This window comes from Rhizobium mesosinicum, from assembly GCF_019511345.1.
Classification (GTDB): domain Bacteria; phylum Pseudomonadota; class Alphaproteobacteria; order Rhizobiales; family Rhizobiaceae; genus Rhizobium; species Rhizobium mesosinicum.
Map to the genome: position 1 here is coordinate 87,216 of NZ_JAEUAK010000017.1, position 21,811 is coordinate 109,026.

Consider the following 21,811-nt stretch of genomic DNA (forward strand, 5'->3'; position numbering starts at 1 on the left):
CCAGAGCAGTGATGCAGCCTAGCCGGTGCCTCCGGTCAGCAGCTGGAGCGCAGGCGACTGCTGCGTATTGTTCTTGATGTCGTACATGGCCGTGAAGCGCTTAACCAGCTTATCCACCTTCTTAGGGTCCCGCAGATCTTCGAGCTTCACGAAGCGGCCAAGGAGATCGGCCTGCTTGGCGACGTCCATCGACGAAATCTGCGCCGGCAGGCTATAGGCCGTCTGGATGACCTGATAGAGAGCCTTGTCGCCAAGAATGTTGTAGAGCGACGTGACGTCGCCGGCCTTGCGCTTGAAATAGAGCGCCAGGCGAACGCCGTCATTCTTTTCGCCCTCCTGGGTTTCCAGGGTCATCTGCACATACTGCTGCTGCGTATTCGCCTCGGCCTGCTTGTCCTGGATTGTACCCATCTTGGCGCGGGTCAGGCTCCCGTCCTTGTCGAAATTGAAGGAAGCGACGATCTCCTTAAAGCGCTCGTCGGCCTTGGTGTTAACATAGCTCTTCTTATCATCCGGATCGGACGTGAATATCTTCTTTAGCGTATCCTTGCTGTAGTCCTTCGGATCGAGGCCGTTGGCTTTCAGCACGAGATCCGTCAGGCGCTTGTCGGCCAGGAAATCGTCGAGCGATGTTACGGTTGGAATGGTCTTGCCGAAATAATCCACCTCTTTGGTGGCGTCCTTGGAAGCACGGTCCTTTGCTGGCCCGTCCTTCATCAACATCGTTGCCTGCGACTTGTAGTCGGTCGCATATTTCGCCATGGTGGCGGCAGAGAGAGCCGACATGGGCTCAGCAGCCTTGCCATCGGAATCGAAGTTGAAAGCGCGCACCATCTTGGTAATGCGGTCGTCCTTGAAGGATGCGACATATCCCTTCGGATCGTACGGGTCGCTGACCAGCAGCTTGCGCATGGTGGAGCGTGAAACGTCGTCCGTCGTCAGGCCGTAAGCCTGCAGCGCCATCTGATAAAGATCCGGATAGGAGTCGTTGCCGAGAAGCGTATCGGCGGTTTTATTGGTCTTCATGAAATCATTGACATTCTTCACACCATGGGTGTCATCCATTCGCGATTTGTAGTTCGCGATGATGCGGTCAATGAGATCGTCGCTCTGATCATTGACGCGAGCGCCATAGTTGTCTGAGGTGTTCGTCGTCTGCTCACCGGTCTGGGCGGCAGTCGAGGTCGGGAGCGATCCGTCTGCGGCGAAATTGAAAGCAGCGTTGAGATCGCCCTGTCCGACGGACGCAGCATGGGCCGGGTCGGTGAGAATATTCTTCAGCTCGGCGTTGCTTGTGTCGTAGGCCAGGCCATAGGCCATTTTCAGGTAGTCCGTCAGGGACGAGTCGGCAAGCAGCTGATCGACATCGTTAACGTCGCCCATCCGATCCAGAATGTCCTGTTCGCGTATGGAGGCGGCCGAATTCAGGGAAGCCATCTGTGCGGATGTCTGCGCCGAACCGGGGGCGGCGGTGCCGTCCGCCTGGAAATTAAACGCCGCCTTCACATTGGCATAAGGTCCGGTGCCGCTCTGATCGGTGAGAACGCTACGCAGATCAGCGTCTGAAACGCTCGTCGGAATACTGAAGGCATACCGAATATAGCTGTTGAGCTTCGGGTCGCCCAGCAACTGATCGACGCTGGTGATCGAGAGCATTGCGTTGGCGTAATAAGTGGCAGCGCCGTCTGCCTTCTTGTTCATCGCGGCAACCTGATCTGCACTCTGCGAGAGAGTATTTTGAGCGACCGTGCCGTCCTGACGGAAATTGAAGAGCCGATAGACGTCGCTATAGCCCTGGGCCGCAGCGACCGTCGGATCGGTCAGAATGCTGCGAAGCGTGGTGTCGCTGATGTCGTTGCCGATCTGCATGCTGGAGCGCAGAAAGCTCACGGCTTTGTCGTCGGCGAGGAATACATCGACCGCCGCGGTCGTGCCGTTGTTGGAAAGGTCGCTGAGCTTGGCCTGATAATACGAAGAGTTGTTTGCGACGAGCTGATTAATGCCCTGAAGCTGGAGAGTATTTTGGGCGCCGACAACACTGCCATCCGGCTGCGTCTGAAAGGTGACGGAACCATCCGCATTGAAATTGAAGGCATCGTGGATGTTCTGATGGCCTGCGGTAGCGGCATAAGCAGAATCCGTGAGGATGTTCTTCAGTTCGGCATTGCTGAAATCCTGACCAAGGCCGTAGGCATCCTTGATGTAAGAGGTCAGCATATTGTCGGAAAGCAATTCGTCGACGTTGTCGATCGGGCTGACGCCGCCCGGCGGCATCATCATGTTCGAGAAGTGGCTGGCGACGTTTGCCGCGCCATTCACTATGCCCGTCAACTGGGCATAGGACTGCGCGCGCTCCGTCAGGGAGACCGTACCGTCGGACTTGAAATTGAAAGCTGCATAAGCGTCACCCAGATCGACCGAACGCGCGTAGGCGGGATCGGTCAGAACGTTGCGCAGCTGCGTGAAGCCAGGATCCATGTTGAAGGCGGCACGAACATAGTCTGCAAGCCGCTTGTCGTTGACCAGTTGATCCACGTTGGTGATCGTGCCGATCTTGGACAGATAGTAGCTCTTGTTGAGATCCGACATTGCTTGGCTGGTGTAGTACACATCGCTGGCCGTGCCGTCGCGGTCGACGATTTGCGGTGCAGTCTTGATGTTATACTGTTCGATGACGTTGTTCTTCTGCGCCGCGGTCTGAGCAACGCCGCCAACTGCCGGAGCGCGGAACGCGTAGAGCGAAGCGACGGCCTGGGTCTGATCGGAATTTTGCGCAGACCCGTTGACCGAGCCATCGGCGTTGAAGCTGAAATAAGAACGCAGTTCCTTGTATTTGTCGCCGACGTAGTTCAGCGACGGATCGGGATTGGTGAGGGGCGCGTCGCCGCCAAGCGTCGAAGGATCGCTCGTCAGCACCATCTTGATGAAAGCGTCGTCGGCAGTTGCCGGATCGATGCCGACGGACTGCAGCGCCACCGTGCGCAGGCGGGGATCGGCGAGCAGATCGTCGACCGACTGCACCAAACTGATATTGTCGCGGAAATACTGGGCGTCGCCATTATCGGGCTTAAAGTTGAATTGCTGCGCCAGCGCATAGAGTTTGGCGCCGACATAGGTTTTGGCCGGATCGTAAGCCGGATCGCTCGGGTCAGGCGCATTGCCGCCAAGCTTGCTGATGTCAGTGGTCAGGACTTGGGCGATGTAGTCCTTCGATATGTATGTCGGGTCGATACCGACGCTCTTCAACGCGTAGTTCAGAAGACGGGGATTGCTGACGAAGTCCTGGACGGTCTTCACATCGTCCATTCGCGCGCTGTAATATTTCGTTTCGGTGGCAGCCTGCTGTGCCGCATCGGCAAAAGACTGCTTGTAGAGGCCGATTAGATCGTCTTCCTGCGCATCCGTCTGTATATCCTTGGGCGGCGCATTGAAATTGAAGGCGGCGGCGAACTCTCTGTAACGCGTGTCGGAGAGCTTATTGGCAAAGCTGTTCGCGTCCGTGAGATCGCTCTGCAAGACCTTCTTCATGAAGGCCTTGGCATAGATCATATCGTCGAGGCCATAAGCTTTCATGGCGTAGCTATAGAGCTTGTAATCGCCAAGGAACTCGTCGACGTCCTTCACCTTATTGATGTTGTCGGCGTAATATTGGGCGTCTTTCTTGACCTGCGTCTGATTGGCGACGCGATCCAGGCTCTTTGGCATATCGCGAGAGAGAATAACGTACGCCAGGGATGCCGTGATCATAAGTGCGCCCTTTTCGGCAAAGTCTTTAAAGAATGACGAACCATTAGCGCGAGCATTTTGCCACGCAAAGCTTACCCGAGACTTACTTGAAGCTGTCCTGCTTTGGCACGGGCCGCGTTCACCATCCGGAAACCCTGCCATATTCGTTTTTGATAACCATCCCCGGAGGCAGGATTTTCTTAACCGCGATTTTTAAGCTGTACGGAACGGGGGCCGCCTATTGTCGGGCCATAGAGGACGAAAAGTCCCGACGAGAAGACCGGAAATCGGCTCTCAGGTAAGACAAGGGTAGAAATGAAATGAAGAATACCGTTCTGAAGCCCGTCTGGGCTGGCACGACATTGCGTGTTGATCCGTCTCGCTTTCCGCAGCAGGTAAGCTATGCCATCCACGACCATGCCAGTGACGTCAGCATAACGATCGACGAACGCGGCGCGGTCCTGCGCAAGATTCTCCCCTCCAGCGGCCTGCCGCTCTCCATCGCCCTGCCGCGGCGCGTCTTCAAGGGCGTTGCAGCCCGCGCCATCGATCACGGCAACGGCGAGGTCACCGTGACGCTCGAGCTGCATCACGAAGATCCGGAACTCTGCGTTCCGCTTCTCGTCGCCCACGATCTCGGCGATATCGCCGCCGACTGGCGCAGCTGGTCGGAAGCTTTCGGCATTCCCATGCTGATGGTGGAGGCCGATGGCATCGCCCGCCCGCTTGAAGAACATCTGGGCGGACTGCGCACCGGCGAAATGAAGCCGCGCCGCCGTCACTCCTATTTCGCAAATCGCCGCCCACGCTTCCTCGTGCGCCGCACGACCGGCAAGCTCGGCGTCATCATGAAGATCGAAGGCAAGGAAATCATCGCCCGCAGCTGAGCGATACGTTCCGAAACGCTTTCAAAACCCGGCATCACGCCGGGTTTTTCATTTCGGGGTCATTTGCCGTTTCAGATTTGAGCAATTCCAGCAAAAGTGCGCAGCGGCTTTGCGTCCGGAATTGCGTGAAACCAAGAGATAGAGCACTTCCGTGACTCGGAGAAAAACGGAAATGCTAGGGAATGGCGAAAAGCAGCGACACAAACAGGCCGAGAAAGACGATCAATCCGACGCGGGTGTTCGATTTGAAGAGCGCGAGGCACTGGGCGCCGTCGTTGATATCGAGCGTCCTGATCTGCCAGGCGAACATTCCGGCGGCAATCAACAGACCAACGAAAGCTAAAAGGCCGACACCGGCAATCGCAAAGGACAGGAACATCAGCACCAGCGTCAGCCCGTAGAGGCCGATAAGCGCCAGACGCGTGCGCTCGCCGAACAGGCGGGCGGTGGAGCGAACGCCGATCAGCTCGTCATCCTCCTTGTCCTGATGGGCATAGATCGTATCGTAGCCGATCGTCCAGACGACCGAGGCGAGGTAAAGCAGGAAGGCGGAAAAGGACAGGCTGCCGAAAATTCCTGCCCAGCCCACCAAAGCGCCCCAGGAAAAGGCAAGACCGAGGAAGAATTGCGGCCAGTCCGTAAAGCGCTTGGCGAAAGGATAGAGCGCAACGATGCCGAGCGACAGCGTCCCGAGCAATACTGCGAACCAGTTGAACTGCAACAGCACGAACAGGCCGACCAGCGCCTGCAGTCCGATGAATATCTTTGCCTGCCGGCGCGTTACGCGACCCGACGGCAGCGGCCGCGAGCGGGTGCGCGCCACCTGCATGTCGATCTCCTGATCGACGAGATCATTATAGGTGCAGCCGGCGCCGCGCATGGCGACGGAACCGATAAAATAGAGGAAGAGATGGTAAAGCAGCAGAGCGCCGGAAAACACGCGGGGTTCGATTGCCGCATTGGCGGCAAGCGTGGCCGACCAGAAGCAAGGCCACATGAGGAGCTGCCAGCCGATCGGCCTGTCCCAGCGCGCGAGTTGCGCATAGGGCCACAGCCAGGGCGGCAGGATGCGGTAAACCCAATTATCCGAGGGCGCATCGGAAACGCGCCCGTTGAGACCGTCAATCTGTTGCATGCGGTCATCTAGCGACGGGCGCCTCACATGGTCAAGACTTCATTACCGATGAGTCTCGGCATGCGGTTCAATCGAGGCGTCAAAGCCCTGCCGGGCCTGTGCCTTTAGGCCCCATGGCGCTGTTTCTCGCTGCTGACGACAGCGCCATGTGCACCAGCCAGCAGTTCATCGTCGATGGCAGCTGGGTCGAAGCGCCCTGCCTATCAGTTCAGCGTGAAATTGAACTTGTAGCTTGCCGACACACCGATCAGGAACTGGTTCTTCGATCCCTTCTCCCGCACGAGGCTGCTGTCGGCAGCCGGACCGGCGAGGCGCTTGTATTCCGCGAAGGCGCTCGTCGACAGGTTCTCCGTTGCGTTCCAGGTGAGCGCGGTACCGGCGCCGTAAGACTGGATGCCGCCTGAGGGGTCATATGGCTTCAGTCCGCTTGCGGCCGACTGCGCGTCGTTGACCCCATAATAGGAATGGAAATAGCCGCTGGTCGCAAAGGTGGCACGCGGGCCTCCTGACAACTGCAGATCGGGCGCGATATCGGTGAAGGCGTCAAGCGCTACGTCGGCCACAAGACCGTCATGAGAGCGGATGCCCTGACGCACTTCGGCGCGGGCGCGCAGCCAGTCGGTCGGGTAGACTTCGGCGAAGCCGCCGACTTCGGCGCCCCACTTGACCTTCTTCAGGCCGCGCAGATCGCTGTCGTCGTCTTGGTCACGCTGCGGCACGTAGCGGCCGACGACACCGGCGCGGAAGCCGCCATTATCGACAAGCGCGAAGGAAGGGTTGTCGTTGCGCGAAGAGAAGCGCGGGCCGGTGCCCTGGCGGCCGACCGAAATCAGCGGACTGAACTTGAATTCGTTGCTGGAGGCTCCTTCGAACTTCGGTGCGGAAAAGCCTGATACGCCGACCTTCAGATACCAGTCACCCGACCACCAATGGCCGCCTTCCTGAGCATAGGCTGTGCTGAACGAAGCAAGGGCAATAGCTAAAGAGATCGATACGACAGATCGATTAAACACATCCGCACTCCAGAAAACGCAATACAAGAACGGCCGCGGACGGCGGCGATCGGTACATTTATAGCGATGGTATTACCCTAATCTTAACCAAGAGGGCGAGATCGAGGGGGATATGAATTACTTCTGGTTCCAGCGGCGAATGACCGGCTCGGTCAAATCGTGCTCATAGCCGAGGACACTGATGCTCGTCGTATCCAGAACGAAACGCGAGCCATCCTCCGGCGGCAGGCCGAGCCAGCGAGCGCCCAGCACGCGCAGGAAATGCGAACTCGAAAAGATCAGGACCGGCGCGTTGACCTGGCGATGCTCCGCGATGATGCGGTCGGCGCGGGCGCCGACATCCGCTGCTGCTTCGCCATCCGGGCAACCATCGCGGAAAAGCCGCCAGCCGGGACGCTTGGAGAGAATTTCCTTGGTCGTGATGCCTTCGTATGCGCCATAGTCCCATTCCGCGAGATCAGGCTTGATGATCACACCTTTCCCGAAGCCCGAGAGCGCGCAGGTATTGCGGGCTCGCTGCGAAGGGCTGGACCAGACGGCGGAGACGGAGAGACCTGCAAGCCGCGGAGCAAGCGCGCGGGCCGCAGCTTCGCCATTGGCGGTGAGCGGAATATCGGTCCGACCGGTATGCTGGCCCGATAGCGACCATGCCGTCTCGCCATGGCGCACGAGGGTGATTTCAGGAAATGCGCTCATATCCGTCTCTCCAAAAAGAAAAAGCGCGGCCTGGCCGCGCTTTCGGTATCAGAAGGTGAACTTCTCCAGGGGCGGACGCGTCGCCTCGAACTCCCGAAGCTTCGCCTCGTTCGCCGGGATATAGTTCCTGTTGTCGGGCGTCGCGAACTGGTTCTTGGTGATCTGGATCTGCTCGATGAAGAGTTCGTCCCAGCGGAAGCCCATTTCGGAGCCGGCCAGATAGAACTCCCACATGCGGAAGAACTTCTCGTCGTAAAGCGCCACGGCTTCGGCCTTGCGGGCGACGAAGCGCTCACGCCAGTGGCGCAGCGTATAGGCGTAATGCAGCGGGAGCACTTCGACGTCGCGCGTCAGCAGGCCGGCCTTTTCAAGCGGAACCAGCGTTTCGGCGATCGAGGGAATGTAGCCCTGCGGGAAGATATATTTTTCGATGAAGGCGTTGGTAGCGAAGCTCGGCTTCGGACGCGCGATCGAATGCAGCAGCATGACGCCATCGTCATCCAGCAGTTCGTGCACCTTCTTGAAGAAGTTGCCGTAATTGCCGATGCCGACATGCTCGAACATGCCAACCGAGACGATGCGGTCGAACTTCTTGCCGGTCAGGTGACGATAATCCTGCAGCTCGAAGCGGACACGATCGGCAAGACCGCGCTTCTCCGCTCGTTCGCGTGAGATCTTCAGCTGCTCTTCGCTGAGCGTAATGCCGGTTACATCGAGGCCGGGTGTCGATTCCGCCAGATACATGGCCATGCCGCCCCAGCCCGAACCGATCTCCAGCACACGCTGGTTCGGCTGCGGCATGAGCTTTGCCGCGATGTGGCGCTTCTTGGCGACCTGCGCCTCTTCCAGACTGATGCCGGGCGGATCGAAATAGGCGCAGGAATATTGCCAGTCCTCGTCGAGGAAGAGTTCGAAGAGCTTTTCGGAGAGGTCGTAATGGTGGGCGACATTACGCTTGTTGTGGTTCACAGGCATGCGGCTCTTGAGCTGCTGCATGGCAATGCGGCCAATCAGCAGGGCTGCCATCTTGAAATCGAAGATTTCATTGGTGGTATTCTGCTTCACCAGAGCGAGGAAGTCGTAGATGTTGCCCTGCTCGAGAATGAACCGGCCTTCCATATACATTTCGCCGAGCTTCAGCGTCGGATCGCGACGGATCGCATCCTCGGCTTCCTGATCGGCAAGACGAACGGCAACCGGTTCGCCGGTGCCGTCGCCAATCGTGTGGGTCTCGCCATTGGCAAGAGTAAGGGTCAAAGAACCCTTGCGGACAATTTTCTGAACAATCGATAAGAATGCCGACGCCATGGACGCCTCGCAAATGTGACAGGATGGTCACATCAACTTAATCGCTCTCGTCTGCCTTACAAGCGCCGGAATTAGCACTCCGCAAATTCAATTGCCAAAGTGTGACATTTTTGCCAATCTCAGGACTAAGCCCTTATTTTCGCTTCATCGCTTCGGCGAGCGCCGCGCCGAAAGCGCCTTGGCTCTGCGGCTTGGATTGTATTGGCTTGCGATCGTGTTGCGGGCGCGAGCCTGAATTTCCACGCGACTCACCACGTGGCGAACCGGCTGGAGCACCGTCATCCTTGCGCATGGAGAGGCCGATCCGCTTGCGCTTCACGTCGACTTCGACCACGCGAACCTTGACCACATCGCCGGCCTTCACGATTTCGTGAGGATCCTTGATGAAGCGGTCGGCGAGCTGCGAAACATGGACGAGCCCATCCTGATGCACGCCGATATCGACGAAGGCACCGAAGGCAGCGACGTTGGTCACCGTGCCTTCCAACGTCATGCCCGGCTTCAGATCGCCGATTTCGTTGATGCCTTCGGCAAAGGTCGCGGTCTTGAAGCTCGGGCGCGGATCCCGGCCCGGCTTATCCAGTTCAGCGATAATATCCTTGACCGTCGGAAGGCCGAACTTCTCGTCGATGAACTTGCGCGGATCGAGCGCTTTCAGGGTGACGCTGTCGCCCATCAGCGAGCGCAGATCACGGCCACAGGCGGCGACGATCTTCTTTGCCACGCCATAGGCTTCCGGATGCACGGAGGAGGCATCGAGCGGCTCCTTGCCGTTTGGGATGCGCAGGAAGCCTGCCGCCTGCTCGAAGGTGCGCTGGCCGAGGCGGGCGACCTTCAGCAAGTCCTTGCGGCTTTCAAAGGCGCCATTCTGGTCTCGGTGCAGCACGATCGCATCGGCAATCGAACGACCAAGACCGGATACGCGCGACAGCAGCGGCGCCGATGCCGTGTTCAGATCGACGCCGACGGCATTCACGGCATCTTCGACCACCGCGTCGAGCGAACGGGAAAGCTTCGTCTGATCGACATCGTGCTGATATTGGCCGACGCCGATCGATTTCGGCTCGATCTTGACGAGTTCGGCGAGCGGGTCCTGCAGACGGCGCGCGATGGAAACGGCGCCGCGCAGCGACACATCCAACTGCGGGAATTCGGCGGCAGCGGTTTCCGAAGCCGAGTAGACAGAAGCGCCGGCTTCCGAGACGATGACCTTGGTGGGTTTGGGAGCCGGAAGGGCCGCGAGCAAATCGGCCACCAGCTTTTCCGTCTCACGGCTGCCGGTGCCGTTGCCGATGGCGATCAGTTCGACATTGTACTTGCGGATGAGGGCGGCGAGCTCGGCCTGGGTGCCGCGCACGTCATTCTTCGGCGGGAACGGATAGACCGTGGTCGTATCGAGCAGCTTCCCGGTGCCATCGATGATCGCGACCTTGACGCCGGTGCGGATGCCTGGATCGAGGCCCATCGTGGCGCGCGAGCCGGCGGGAGCCGCCAACAGCAGATCCTTGAGATTGCGCGCAAAGACGTGGATCGCCTCTTCCTCCGCCCTTTCGCGTAACTCGCGCATCAGGTCGAGAGATAGCGACATGGAGAGCTTGACGCGCCAGGTCCAGCTTGCGACATCCATCAGCCAGCGGTCTCCGGGACGGGTTGCACCGATTTCGTAGGCGGTGGCGATCATGCGCTCGACCGGCTTGTTCGGTGAGGCGATCTCGGCATCGGTCTCGATCGTGAGGGTCAGCACTTCCTCGTTCCAGCCGCGCAGCATGGCAAGCGCGCGGTGGCCGGGAGCCGTCGCCCAACGTTCGGAATGATCGAAATAATCGGAGAACTTTTCGCCGGTGGCTTCCTTGCCTTCGACCACCTTCGCCTTCAAGAGCGCGGCATTGCGCATATGGGCACGCAGCTTGCCGAGCAGATCGGCATTTTCGGCAAAACCTTCGGCAACGATGTCGCGGGCACCTTCGAGGGCCGTTTTCACATCCGGAACGTCAGCCGTGATGTAGGCCTCTGCCTGCGCGGCCGGATCCTTGCCACGATCAGCGAGGATCGCTTCTGCAAGCGGGCCAAGGCCACGCTCGCGGGCAATCTCGGCGCGGGTGCGGCGCTTCGGCTTGTAGGGCAGGTAGAGGTCTTCCAATTCGGCCTTGGTGGCGGCGCCCGAAAGCTTCGCCATCAGCTCATCCGTCATCCTGCCCTGGCCAGTGATGGATTCGATGATCGTATCGCGGCGGGATTCGAGCTCGCGCAGATAGACAAGCCGCTCGGCCAGCGTGCGCAGCTGCGTATCGTCAAGGCCGCCCGTCACTTCCTTGCGGTAGCGGGCGATGAACGGCACCGTCGCGCCCTCGTCCAGCAGCTCGATCGCCGCCTTGGCCTGATCGGGCCTGGCATTGATTTCAGCGGAGATACTTGCTGCGAGCGAACGAAGGTCAGCGGCCATGAGATTTCCTGCGGTTGGTTAGGGTGGGCGGACCATAGCGACGAAAAGCGGCAAGGCAATGCCTCCCGCCGCTTTCCACAGCTGAAGGCAGCGCTCCCAGCGATTTAAGAGGCATGACTGAGGCGCAATTGAGCCTTCTTCTTCCTGTTTTTGCGGTTGTGCAGATGCGGCATTCTTTGGTAGCAGAGGCGACCATTTTTGATTGCCCCTGCCCTGCAGGCGCCAGGAAAAGAGTACCATGCCGAACCTGCTTCTCGAACTTCGCTCCGAAGAGATCCCCGCCCGCATGCAGCGCAAGGCCGCCGGCGATCTCAAGAAGCTCCTGACCGATGCCCTGGTGGAAGCAGGCCTGACCTATGAGGGTGCGCGCGAATACTGGACGCCGCGCCGCCTCGCGCTCGATATTCACGGCCTGACCGCCCGCTCCGCCGATATTCGCGAAGAGCGCAAGGGGCCGCGCACCGACGCCAATGAAAAGGCGATCGAAGGCTTCCTGCGCGGCGCCGGCCTTTCCTCGATTGCCGAGGCGCAGGTCGTCAGCGACCCGAAGAAGGGCGATTTCTACGTCGCCGTCATTTCCAAGCCCGGCCGCGGCGCGGAAGAGATCATCGCCGAAGTGATGCCCGGCATCATCAGGGATTTTCCCTGGCCGAAGTCGATGCGCTGGGGCAAGGCCTCTTCGCAGCCCGGTTCGCTGCGCTGGGTTCGACCGCTGCAGTCGATCGTCTGCACTTTCGGCAGCGAGCATGAAGAAACCGTCGTCATTCCTTTCGAGATCGACGGCATCGTCGCCTCCAACGTGACCTACGGCCACCGTTTCCATGCGCCTGATGCCATCACCGTCAAGCGCTTCGACGACTATGTCTCGAGCCTCGAAAAGGCGAAGGTCATCCTCGATGCGGAGCGGCGCAAGGACATCATCCTGCATGACGCCCGCGATATCGCTTTTGCGAGCGGGCTGGAACTGGTCGAGGACGAGGGCCTGCTGGAAGAGGTTTCCGGCCTCGTCGAATGGCCGCAGGTGCTGATGGGCTCCTTCGAGGAGGATTACCTTTCGATCCCCTCCGAGATCATCCGTCTGACCATCAAGACGAACCAGAAGTGCTTCGTCACCCGCAAACAGGGCGAAGAGACGCTTTCGAACAAGTTCATCCTCGTCTCCAATATCCAGGCAACGGACGGCGGCAAGGAGATCATTCACGGCAACGGCAAGGTCGTGCGTGCCCGCCTGTCCGACGCGCTGCATTTCTGGAAGCGCGACCAGGGAAGCCTGCCGGACCTCGAAACGCTGGAAGCCTCCGCCAAGAAATTCAGCCTTGACCTCGCCAAGCCGCTCGACCAGCGCATGGCCAAGCTCGATGCACTTCACGTCACCTTCCATGCCAAGCTCGGCACGCAGGGCGATCGCGTCGAACGCATCCGCGCGATGGCCACCAAGATCGCCATGCCTGTCGGCGCCGATTACAAGGTCGTGGACCGCGCCGCGGTTCTCTGTAAGGCGGACCTGCGCACCGAAGCCGTCGGCGAATTCCCGGAACTGCAGGGCGTCATGGGCCGCAAATATGCGGCGCTGCAGGGAGAAGACGTCTCCGTTTCCACCGCGATCGAAGACCATTACAAGCCGCAGGGTCCGTCTGACCGCGTGCCCGACGACAAGGTGGCGATCACTGTAGCGCTCGCCGACAAGCTCGATACCCTCATCGGTTTCTGGGCAATCGACGAGAAGCCGACCGGCTCGAAGGACCCGTTTGCGCTTCGCCGTGCGGCGCTCGGCATCATCCGCATCCTGCTTGAAAAGCGTGCCCGCGTGACGCTCTTGCCGCGTATCGTCTCGCATATGCAGCGCATCGATATGGATATTGGCGCGAATGTCGATACCGACGACCTGACGCGGCAGTTAGATCTGCTCTCCTTCTTCCACGACCGCCTGAAGGTCTATCTGCGCGAACAGGGTGCTCGCTACGACCTCATCGACGCCGTGCTGACACCTGAATCCGACGACCTCTTGATGGTGGCCCGTCGCGTGGAGGCGCTGACGGCCTTCATCACCTCGGAAGACGGCATCAACCTGCTGGCCGGTACCAAGCGCGCCACGCAGCTTCTGGCGGCCGAGGAGAAGAAGGGCACGGTTGTCGCCGACGGCGTTTCCGAGGCGTTGCTGAAGCTTGACACCGAGAAGGAACTGTTCGCCGCCATCACCAAGGCTTCGTCGGAAGCTGCCGGCGCGGTCGCGCATGAAGACTTCCGCTCGGCCATGGAAGCGCTGTCGAAGCTGCGTGCTCCCGTCGACCGTTTCTTCACCGATGTGCTGGTCAACGATGAGGATGCCGCGATCCGCGCCAACCGCCTCGCCCTCTTGCGGATGATCCGTGCGGCGACGGGGACAGTCGCGGACTTTTCGAAGATCGCGGGCTAACGGCCGACAAACAAAAAATGGGGCCGAACGGCCCCATTTTTTGCTTTTTGCCCTCATCGCCCCTTTTGCATTTTGGCGATGGTGAGCGTTTCGCCTGCGCGACCATAACCGCCGTCGACGACCTCGTCGACGAGGACCATGGTATAGGGGCGGACGCCCTCTCCGAAAAAGTCGACGAACATGGCCGTCGTGCGGAGAATGATATCCTCCTTCTGCTCTGCAGTCAGAGTACCCTCGGGAAACTTGTAGTTTGCGAATGGCATGATGAGCTCCTGCCTGGTTTGCGTTATGACCCGGCAAGCTTAGCGGCATCGGCAGCATGCTTGAAATTGATATGAAGTATGTGCATTCATCCATGCTATGGATTTGCACGGAATCGATCTCAACCTGCTCGTCGCTTTCGACGCGCTCATGAAGGAACGGAGCGTGACGAAGGCTGGCATTCGCATCGGCCGCACGCAACCCGCTATGAGCGCTGCGCTCGCGCGGTTGCGCGGCCTTCTCGGGGACGAGCTTCTGGTGCGGGGGCCGCAGGGCCTGCAACCAACACCAAGAGCGCTGGATCTCGCCGAACCGTTGTCGCGTGCTCTTGCCGACATCCAGCGCACACTCGATTTCACCCAGGCGTTCGATCCCGTGACCTCGTCTGCCACCTTCACGATCGGTCTCTCCGATCATCCGACTTTCGCGCTTTTGCCGCAACTCGCTGCGCATCTTGCCAAGGCGGCTCCGGATGCGACATTGCAGGTCCGGAATTTCAGCGCGCGTGACGATGCCATCGATCTCCTGGATGCCGGAGAGGTCGATGTAACGGTGGGCGTGCCGGCAACGAAAACCGGACGTATTCTGACCCAGCCTCTGTTCGAGGAGAGTTTCGTCTGTATCGTCAGGAAGGATCATCCGGCTGCACAAAGAGCGCTCGATCTCGGCGCCTTTCTGGCTCTCCCACACCTGCTCGTCTCACCTGAGAACGAGCGTTTCGGCCATGTCGATGCAGCGCTGACCAAGAGTGGACTTCAGCGGCGGCTTGCACTGACCCTTCCCAATATGTATGCCGCGCCGCTCTTGATTGCCCGCTCCGATATGATCGCCACCCTGATGGCCGGTGTCGTGGCAGCCTCCGGCCATGCGGACGAACTTGCCTCCTTTGAGCCGCCCCTCATGCTCGAGCCCATCCCCTTTGTCATGTCGTGGCATCGGCGCAACGATTCACATCCGGCGCAGCGGTGGTTCCGGACTTGCGTTGCCGAGGCTGCGCCCGACGTCAGGCGGTGACCTCAGCATGAATATCCAGTAAAGCTCATCCCATGGTGTCCAAGATCCTCGTCAGTGCCTGTCTCATGGGCCACGCCGTCCGATATGACGGCGGCGCCAAGCCGCTCGCCCATCCGGCAATCGAACGCTGGATGCAGGAAGGGCTGGTCGTGACGATCTGTCCGGAAATGTCAGCCGGTATGCCGGTGCCGCGGCCGCCGGCCGAAATCGGCGATGCGACTGATGGCGAGGATGTGCTGGCAGGAACCGGCCGCGTCGTGGAATTGACCGGTGGCGACGTGACCGAGGAATTCCTGCGGGCGGCGGAAAATGCCGTACGGCTTGCGACCGATAACGGCTGCCGCTATGCGCTGCTGATCGACGGCAGCCCGTCCTGCGGTTCCGGCTTCATCTATGACGGCTCCTTCTCGGGCAGCCTGCGGGCCGGCAACGGCGTTACCGCGGCGGCGCTGAAGCAGGCAGGCCTCGAAGTCTTCTCTGACCGCGAGATCGATCAGCTCATCGAACGCATCGGCCCCAACAGCACGGCCGCCGAGGATTCCGGCGGCCGCTAATTACTTTCGTAATAAAATAGCTTTTGATCGCCCCGTCTTTAAGCGGCGCGGCGACCCTGATGCATGGCGGGCGCTACTGCGGCGTTGCCGACGCGGAAGCCTCTGATGAGGCCGAGCAGTTCGTCGGTATCGGCAGCCAGCGTTTCGGCCGATGCCGTGGTCTCTTCGGCCATGGCGGCATTCTGCTGGGTGGCGGCGTCGAGCTGGTTCATCGACGACGAGATCGAGCGCAGCGTCGTATCCTGTTCGGAGGCGCTGTGGGCGATCTTGGCGACGATTTCGTTGGCAGCCTTGATCTGATCGGAGATGCGCTTCAGCGCTTCGCCTGCCTCGCCGACGAGGCGGACACCATGGTCGACCTGGCTGGACGAGCGGGCGATCTGATCCTTGATCTCCTTGGCGGCAGCTGCCGAGCGCTGGGCCAGTTCACGCACTTCCTGAGCGACGACGGCAAAGCCCTTGCCGCTTTCGCCGGCGCGGGCTGCCTCGACACCGGCGTTCAGCGCCAGGAGGTTCGTCTGGAAGGCGATCTCGTCGATGACGCCGATGATCTTGGTGATCTCCGACGAGGACTTTTCGATGCCGCTCATGGCTTCGATCGCCTGAGTGACGATCGCATCGCTGTGGGTGGCTTCGGTCGAGACCGAGTGAACCCGCTTGCTGGCTTCATGGGCGCCATCGGCGGTCTGGCGAACGGCGACGGTCAGCTCGTCGAGAGCAGCCGAGGTTTCTTCCAGGCTGGCGGCCTGGCGCTCAGTGCGCTGCGACAGTTCGTTTGAGGCGCGGCGGATCTCTTCCTTGGCGACACCGATATCACCGCCCTTGGCGCTGACCTGGGCCATGGCGGCTTCCAGATGCGAGAGCGCATCGTTGAAGTTGTCGCGCAATGCCGCGTATTTCTGGCCGATGTCGGCGCAGCGCACCGTCAGGTCGCCGCGGGCGATCTGTTCCAGTGCCTGGCCGATGGTGCTGACGACGCGGGCCTGCAGCGAGGCTTCGTCCTGCTGATGGCGCAGGTTGGTCTCACGCTCGCTTTCGAGCGCCAGCTGCTGGGCAGCCTCGCGCTCTGACATCGCGTGACGTTCCCTGATCTTCTCCTGCAGCGACTGCGTCGCCTTCGCCATCATGCCGACCTCGTTGTTCATCCCCGTATGCGGGATGGCAATCGAGACATCTTCTTCGGCGACAGCCTGCAGAGCGTTGTGAACGTCTTTCAGAGGGTTCGATATGCCGCGAATGACCAGATAGGCGGCGACAAGGGCGAAGAAGAACAGGACGATGGTGCCAGACAGCGCGGACAGAATCTTGTTGTTCACCTGGGCATCGAGGTCGTCCATGTAGACGCCGGTGCAGACGACCACCTTCCAGGGGTCGAAGGCCAGTGCGTAGGCCGTCTTACGATAATCGCCAACGGGCTGGCCCGGTTTGGCTGTGGAATAATATTCGACGAGACCGCCGCCCTGCTGCCCAACCTTGACCAGCTCTTCGCGATAGAGCTTGCCCTTGCTGTCCGGCTGACCCTTGTTGATCTGCCCGATCTTGGAGGTGTCATAGTGGAATATCATCTTGACGTCGTAGCCATAGCCGAAGAAATAGCCATCCGGGTCGTATTTCATCCCGTTGACGGTGGCATAGGCCTGCTTCTGGGCGTCTTCCAGCGTCATTTCGCCCGAAGTCACCTTTGCCTGATAGAGCTTGAGAACGGAGACCGCAGACTGGGCTTCCGAACGCAGCATGTCATAGCGTTCCTTGTAGATCGCATTGACCGAGGAGCGGACCTGGAGGGTGGTCGCGATCGCAAACGCGATCATCAGGCCGATGACCAGCAATATAAGCTGCTTCGATATTTTCAAATTTTTCATAATGCCTCGCAACGGGAATGAGTAGCTGCATTCCGGTGCGGTTTTCTACCGCCTGTGCGAGCGCGCCGGACAAAGGCGACGCATCTACCGCTGCTAAAGGAACATGCTGCGACCGGTTAGCTACGATTGGCATCCATCCTATAATAAAACTTTAATTTTATTAGATTTTTGACGAAATTTCCCTAAAAATCGAGGGGTGCGCCAAAAAAAGCCGCCAGATCTTCATCCGGCGGCCGCTAATTACTTTCGTAATAAAATAGCTTTTGGTCGCCCCGTCTTTAAGCGGCGCGGCGACCCTGATGCATGGCGGGCGCTACTGCGGCGTTGCCGACGCGGAAGCCTCTGATGAGGCCGAGCAGTTCGTCGGTATCGGCAGCCAGCGTTTCGGCCGATGCCGTGGTCTCTTCGGCCATGGCGGCATTCTGCTGGGTGGCGGCGTCGAGCTGGTTCATCGACGACGAGATCGAGCGCAGCGTCGTATCCTGTTCGGAGGCGCTGTGGGCGATCTTGGCGACGATCTCGTTGGCAGCTTTGATCTGATCGGAGATGCGCTTCAGCGCTTCGCCTGCCTCGCCGACGAGGCGGACACCATGGTCGACCTGGCTGGACGAGCGGGCGATCTGATCCTTGATCTCCTTGGCGGCAGCTGCCGAGCGCTGGGCCAGTTCACGCACTTCCTGAGCGACGACGGCAAAGCCCTTGCCGCTTTCGCCGGCGCGGGCTGCCTCGACACCGGCGTTCAGCGCCAGGAGGTTCGTCTGGAAGGCGATCTCGTCGATGACGCCGATGATCTTGGTGATTTCCGACGAGGACTTTTCGATGCCGCTCATGGCTTCGATCGCCTGAGTGACGATCGCATCGCTGTGGGTGGCTTCGGTCGAGACCGAGTGAACCCGCTTGCTGGCTTCATGGGCGCCATCGGCGGTCTGGCGAACGGCGACGGTCAGCTCGTCGAGAGCAGCCGAGGTTTCTTCCAGGCTGGCGGCCTGGCGCTCAGTGCGCTGCGACAGTTCGTTTGAGGCGCGGCGGATCTCTTCCTTGGCGACACCGATATCACCGCCCTTGGCGCTGACCTGGGCCATGGCGGCTTCCAGATGCGAGAGCGCATCGTTGAAGTTGTCGCGCAATGCCGCGTATTTCTGGCCGATATCGGCGCAACGAACCGTCAGGTCGCCGCGGGCGATCTGTTCCAGCGCCTGGCCGATGGTGCTGACGACGCGAGCCTGCAGCGAGGCTTCGTCCTGCTGATGGCGCAGGTTGGTCTCACGCTCGCTTTCGAGCGCCAGCTGCTGGGCAGCCTCGCGCTCCGACATCGCGTGACGTTCCCTGATCTTCTCCTGCAGCGACTGCGTCGCCTTCGCCATCATGCCGACTTCGTTGTTCATCCCCGTATGCGGGATGGCAATCGAGACATCTTCTTCGGCGACAGCCTGCAGAGCGTTGTGAACGTCTTTCAGAGGGTTCGATATACCGCGGATAAAATAGGCCGCAACGGCCATGCCGCCGACAAAGACGATCAGCGAGGCGGTCAGTGCCTTCCAGATCGTCGCATTGATCTTCTGCTGCAGGTCGTCGAGATAGACGCCGGTACCGACAACGATCTTCCAGGGTTCAAAGGCTTTGGAATAGGCGCCCTTGAGGAACACCTGATCTTCCGGCTGGCCGGGCTTGCCCCAGTAGTAGAAAGTACGGCCGCCGCCAGCCTTGCCGTGGTCGACGAGGGCCTGACTGAATTTCGCGCCCGTCTTGTCGACTTGGCCGCTCATATTCTTGCCGATATTGGTCGGATTTGGATGGAAGACCTGGACGACGTTGTAGTCCATGCCGAAGAGATAACCCGATGGCTGGAAGGTCACGCGCTTCAGGATGTCGAAGGCTTCGGCCTGAGCAGCCTCATGCGTCATCTGACCGGCCTTCTCGCGTTCGTAGAAAGTGTTGAGGACGGAGATGCCCGATTCGACCTGCGTGCGAAGCATGTCGAAGCGCTCGTCGTAAATCGCCTGTTCGGATGTACGGATTTCAAAGTAGGTCGCGACTGCAAATGCAGCCATCAAAACACCGACCAGCGCAAAGAGCTGATGCGCGATCTTGAGCTTCTTCATGATTGACCTCACGGAAAAGGTGAAAAGCAATATTCCCGGATCGGTCAACTCCCGACCTGCGCGCGAAGTATCGCGCGCTCAGCTAGCGCAATCATGCGTCCTCCGGCCCTAGGTAAGTAAATTAATATGGAGGATTAAATTATCTTTTAACAAAGGCAGGGCTTCTACTCGGTCGGCCCAGTAAAATTCATGGGTATCTTCTCGCAGAATTGTATAAGTTGCAGTTCTTCGTAATTGCAATCAAATAAATTAGAATATTCTTATTAAAAACAGACAAAAACGCACCCGCTTCTCTTCAGGTGTGTTCGCAACGATCGAAACTTTGATCGGAGTGGCAAAGGGATCCGAATTAGAAACGGAGCTCAAACGCGGAAACGTCGAGAGGTGTGGTTCCACCCATATCGGCCGCTATCGGCTTCGCATCGCCGCCGACCACGGCTGCCGTCGCCTGATTGTCGATACCTTCGGTTGGCGGCGACGGGGCCAGCGCAAGCATCTGCTCGGGCGTTGCCTTGCTCACGAAGAGGACCGGGGAACCACCCATCCAGTTTTCGGTGCGATAGATCTTTTTTTCTCCATCGACATCACGGACCTCTACCTGCTGGAAAGAGCCGGGACGCAGTTCCGGCACTAAATAATCCTTCTTCGAGGCTTCCGTCTGGAGCGGCGGGCAATGTTCGCAGGTCTCGGTAATGATGCTGCCGGCTTCCTTCGGCTTGTTCGGCCCGACCACTTCGATCGAACCGGCTGTGGCGGAACCAGCCGCCAGCAGGAATACTGCATTGAGGAAAATCTGACGCATCAATACTACTCCGTCTCACTTAAGAGCAGCGGCCCCGGAAAACGGTCCTCTGCTCTCAGTTTTTTGTTCGTGCATCGGATTGTCCGAAAACCGTTTCACACTTTTCGGTCCGATGCATCAGGAGCCAGATTAGCGCAGCTTTGTTTCCATCCCGTCAGAGGAAAGGGTAAAAATTTAGCGAAACGGGCCGTTGTCCTTCCGCCGCCTATGCCTTTTCGCGTTCGACCGCGCGCCAGCCGATATCGCGGCGGCAGAAGCCGTTTTCCCATTTCACCCCGTCCAGCAGGGCATAGGCACGATCCTTCGCCTCGCCGACCGTGCGGCCCGTCGCCGTCACGTTCAGGACGCGGCCGCCGGTGGCGACAAGCGCGCCATCCTTCAGCGATGTGCCGGCGTGAAACACTTTCTCTCCCTCCCCGGCTTCCGGCAGTGAGAGGATCGGGGTGTTCTTCTCATAGGCGCCCGGATAGCCTTTCGAGGCCATGACGACGGTCAGCGCCGGATCGTCGGTCCATTCCGCCTTGAACTCGTCCAGCGTGCCGTTGGCACAGGCGAGCAACAGCGGCAGGAGATCGCTCTTCAGCCGCATCATCAGCACCTGGCATTCCGGATCGCCGAAGCGGACATTGTATTCGATGAGTTCCGGCCCCTTGGCGGTGATCATCAGGCCCGCAAAGAAAACCCCGCTGAAGGCATGGCCGCTTTCGGCCATGCCGCGAATGGTCGGCTCGATGATCTCCTGCATCGTGCGCTCGGTCATCTCGGCCGTCATGACGGGTGCCGGCGAATAGGCGCCCATACCACCGGTATTCGGGCCGGTATCGCCCTCGCCAACGCGCTTGTGGTCCTGCGCGGTTGCGAGCGGCAGGGCATTCTTCCCGTCGCAGAGGCAGAAGAAGCTGGCTTCCTCACCATCGAGGTAGGCTTCGACGACGACCTCGGCCCCAGCCTCGCCGAAGGCACCCTCGAAGCAATCGTCCACAGCCGCCAGCGCCTCGTCCAGCGTCATCGCGACCGTCACCCCCTTGCCGGCTGCAAGGCCATCTGCCTTGACGACGATAGGCGCGCCCTGCTCACGAATATAGGCCTTGGCCTTTGGGGCGTTGTTAAAACGTTGATAGGCGCCAGTCGGGATATTATAGCGGGCGCAGATGTCCTTGGTGAAGCCCTTGGAACCCTCGAGCTGGGCAGCCGCGGCAGACGGGCCGAAGACCGCAAATCCTGCGGCACGCAGTCGGTCGGCAATGCCGGCAACCAATGGGGCTTCCGGCCCGACGACGATGAAGTCGATCATCTTGTCCCGGCAGAAGGTGATGACCGCGTCGTGGTCGTCGATATCGACGGCGACAAGTGTCGCATGTTCGGCGATGCCCGGATTGCCGGGGGCGGCATAGAGTTCCGTCATGAGCGGCGATTGCGCCAGCTTCCAGGCGAGTGCATGCTCGCGTCCGCCCGATCCGATCAACAGAACCTTCATGCCTGATCCCTTTGCTGCTGGTCCGACCTATTGGCCTGGCCTGTTGCGTCTGGCGGTTAAGCGGGAAGGGCCGAAAGGTCAAGCAAGAAAGCTTACCAGCCGCCGCCGCCACCAC

The 21,811-nt window shown here is 59.8% G+C and carries 15 protein-coding genes; 4 read left to right on the top strand and 11 right to left on the bottom strand.

The genetic code is table 11. The annotated features are described in order from the left end of the window. Positions 1-18: 18 nt before the first annotated feature. On the bottom strand, positions 19-3,747 hold the full coding sequence (locus JNB85_RS29200) for a DUF1217 domain-containing protein (protein ID WP_220337893.1): 3,729 nt from the start codon (positions 3,745-3,747) through the stop codon (positions 19-21). 299 nt (positions 3,748-4,046) lie between these two features. On the opposite strand from JNB85_RS29200, the gene JNB85_RS29205 reads away from it, so the two are divergent. Further along, positions 4,047-4,613 (top strand): DUF6101 family protein, encoded by a 567-nt coding sequence (locus JNB85_RS29205; RefSeq protein ID WP_183745287.1) that lies wholly within the window; start codon positions 4,047-4,049, stop codon positions 4,611-4,613. A 175-nt stretch (positions 4,614-4,788) separates the two neighbouring features. Here JNB85_RS29205 and ubiA read toward each other — a convergent pair whose 3' ends face one another. From ubiA to JNB85_RS29230, 5 genes are all read right to left on the bottom strand, one after another. Continuing rightward, a complete protein-coding gene (gene ubiA, locus JNB85_RS29210) occupies positions 4,789-5,748 on the bottom strand; it encodes a 4-hydroxybenzoate octaprenyltransferase (protein WP_220337894.1) in 960 nt (319 codons plus the stop codon). A gap of 203 nt (positions 5,749-5,951) precedes the next feature. After that, positions 5,952-6,761 carry a MipA/OmpV family protein gene (locus JNB85_RS29215; protein ID WP_220337895.1) on the bottom strand — a complete coding sequence of 270 codons (810 nt, stop codon included), beginning with the start codon at positions 6,759-6,761 and terminating at the stop codon, positions 5,952-5,954. 117 nt (positions 6,762-6,878) lie between these two features. Further along, the gene (locus JNB85_RS29220; RefSeq protein ID WP_220337896.1) at positions 6,879-7,457 is read right to left on the bottom strand and encodes a histidine phosphatase family protein; all 579 of its coding nucleotides are present in this window, start codon (positions 7,455-7,457) and stop codon (positions 6,879-6,881) included. Between the two features lie 48 nt (positions 7,458-7,505). After that, the gene (locus tag JNB85_RS29225; protein ID WP_220337897.1) at positions 7,506-8,765 is read right to left on the bottom strand and encodes an SAM-dependent methyltransferase; all 1,260 of its coding nucleotides are present in this window, start codon (positions 8,763-8,765) and stop codon (positions 7,506-7,508) included. A gap of 133 nt (positions 8,766-8,898) precedes the next feature. Next, the gene (locus JNB85_RS29230) at positions 8,899-11,208 is read right to left on the bottom strand and encodes a Tex family protein (protein WP_220337898.1); all 2,310 of its coding nucleotides are present in this window, start codon (positions 11,206-11,208) and stop codon (positions 8,899-8,901) included. A gap of 238 nt (positions 11,209-11,446) precedes the next feature. Between JNB85_RS29230 and glyS the strand changes: the two genes are divergently transcribed. After that, positions 11,447-13,624: a glycine--tRNA ligase subunit beta gene (gene glyS, locus JNB85_RS29235; protein WP_220337899.1), complete on the top strand. Its 2,178-nt coding sequence runs from the start codon at positions 11,447-11,449 to the stop codon at positions 13,622-13,624. A 53-nt stretch (positions 13,625-13,677) separates the two neighbouring features. On the opposite strand, the gene JNB85_RS29240 is transcribed toward glyS, so the two are convergent. Continuing rightward, positions 13,678-13,887 carry a tautomerase family protein gene (locus tag JNB85_RS29240; protein ID WP_007817881.1) on the bottom strand — a complete coding sequence of 70 codons (210 nt, stop codon included), beginning with the start codon at positions 13,885-13,887 and terminating at the stop codon, positions 13,678-13,680. A 97-nt stretch (positions 13,888-13,984) separates the two neighbouring features. On the opposite strand from JNB85_RS29240, the gene JNB85_RS29245 reads away from it, so the two are divergent. Both JNB85_RS29245 and JNB85_RS29250 read left to right on the top strand, forming a co-directional pair. After that, a complete protein-coding gene (locus JNB85_RS29245; RefSeq protein ID WP_220337900.1) occupies positions 13,985-14,899 on the top strand; it encodes a LysR family transcriptional regulator in 915 nt (304 codons plus the stop codon). 32 nt (positions 14,900-14,931) lie between these two features. Further along, on the top strand, positions 14,932-15,453 hold the full coding sequence (locus tag JNB85_RS29250) for a 2-thiouracil desulfurase family protein (protein ID WP_220337901.1): 522 nt from the start codon (positions 14,932-14,934) through the stop codon (positions 15,451-15,453). 38 nt (positions 15,454-15,491) lie between these two features. On the opposite strand, the gene JNB85_RS29255 is transcribed toward JNB85_RS29250, so the two are convergent. The 4 genes from JNB85_RS29255 to purD all read right to left on the bottom strand — a co-directional run bounded on the left by JNB85_RS29255 (position 15,492) and on the right by purD (position 21,696). Beyond that, positions 15,492-17,315 carry a methyl-accepting chemotaxis protein gene (locus tag JNB85_RS29255; RefSeq protein WP_220337902.1) on the bottom strand — a complete coding sequence of 608 codons (1,824 nt, stop codon included), beginning with the start codon at positions 17,313-17,315 and terminating at the stop codon, positions 15,492-15,494. Positions 17,316-17,593: 278 nt separating this feature from the next. Then, complete coding sequence (locus tag JNB85_RS29260) at positions 17,594-19,417, bottom strand: methyl-accepting chemotaxis protein (protein WP_220337903.1); 1,824 nt, start codon at positions 19,415-19,417, stop codon at positions 17,594-17,596. 349 nt (positions 19,418-19,766) lie between these two features. Next, positions 19,767-20,219, bottom strand: coding sequence for a plant virulence effector HPE1-like domain-containing protein (locus JNB85_RS29265; RefSeq protein ID WP_220337904.1), 453 nt, complete (start codon positions 20,217-20,219; stop codon positions 19,767-19,769). 205 nt (positions 20,220-20,424) lie between these two features. After that, on the bottom strand, positions 20,425-21,696 hold the full coding sequence (purD, locus tag JNB85_RS29270) for a phosphoribosylamine--glycine ligase (protein WP_220337905.1): 1,272 nt from the start codon (positions 21,694-21,696) through the stop codon (positions 20,425-20,427). Positions 21,697-21,811: the final 115 nt, after the last annotated feature.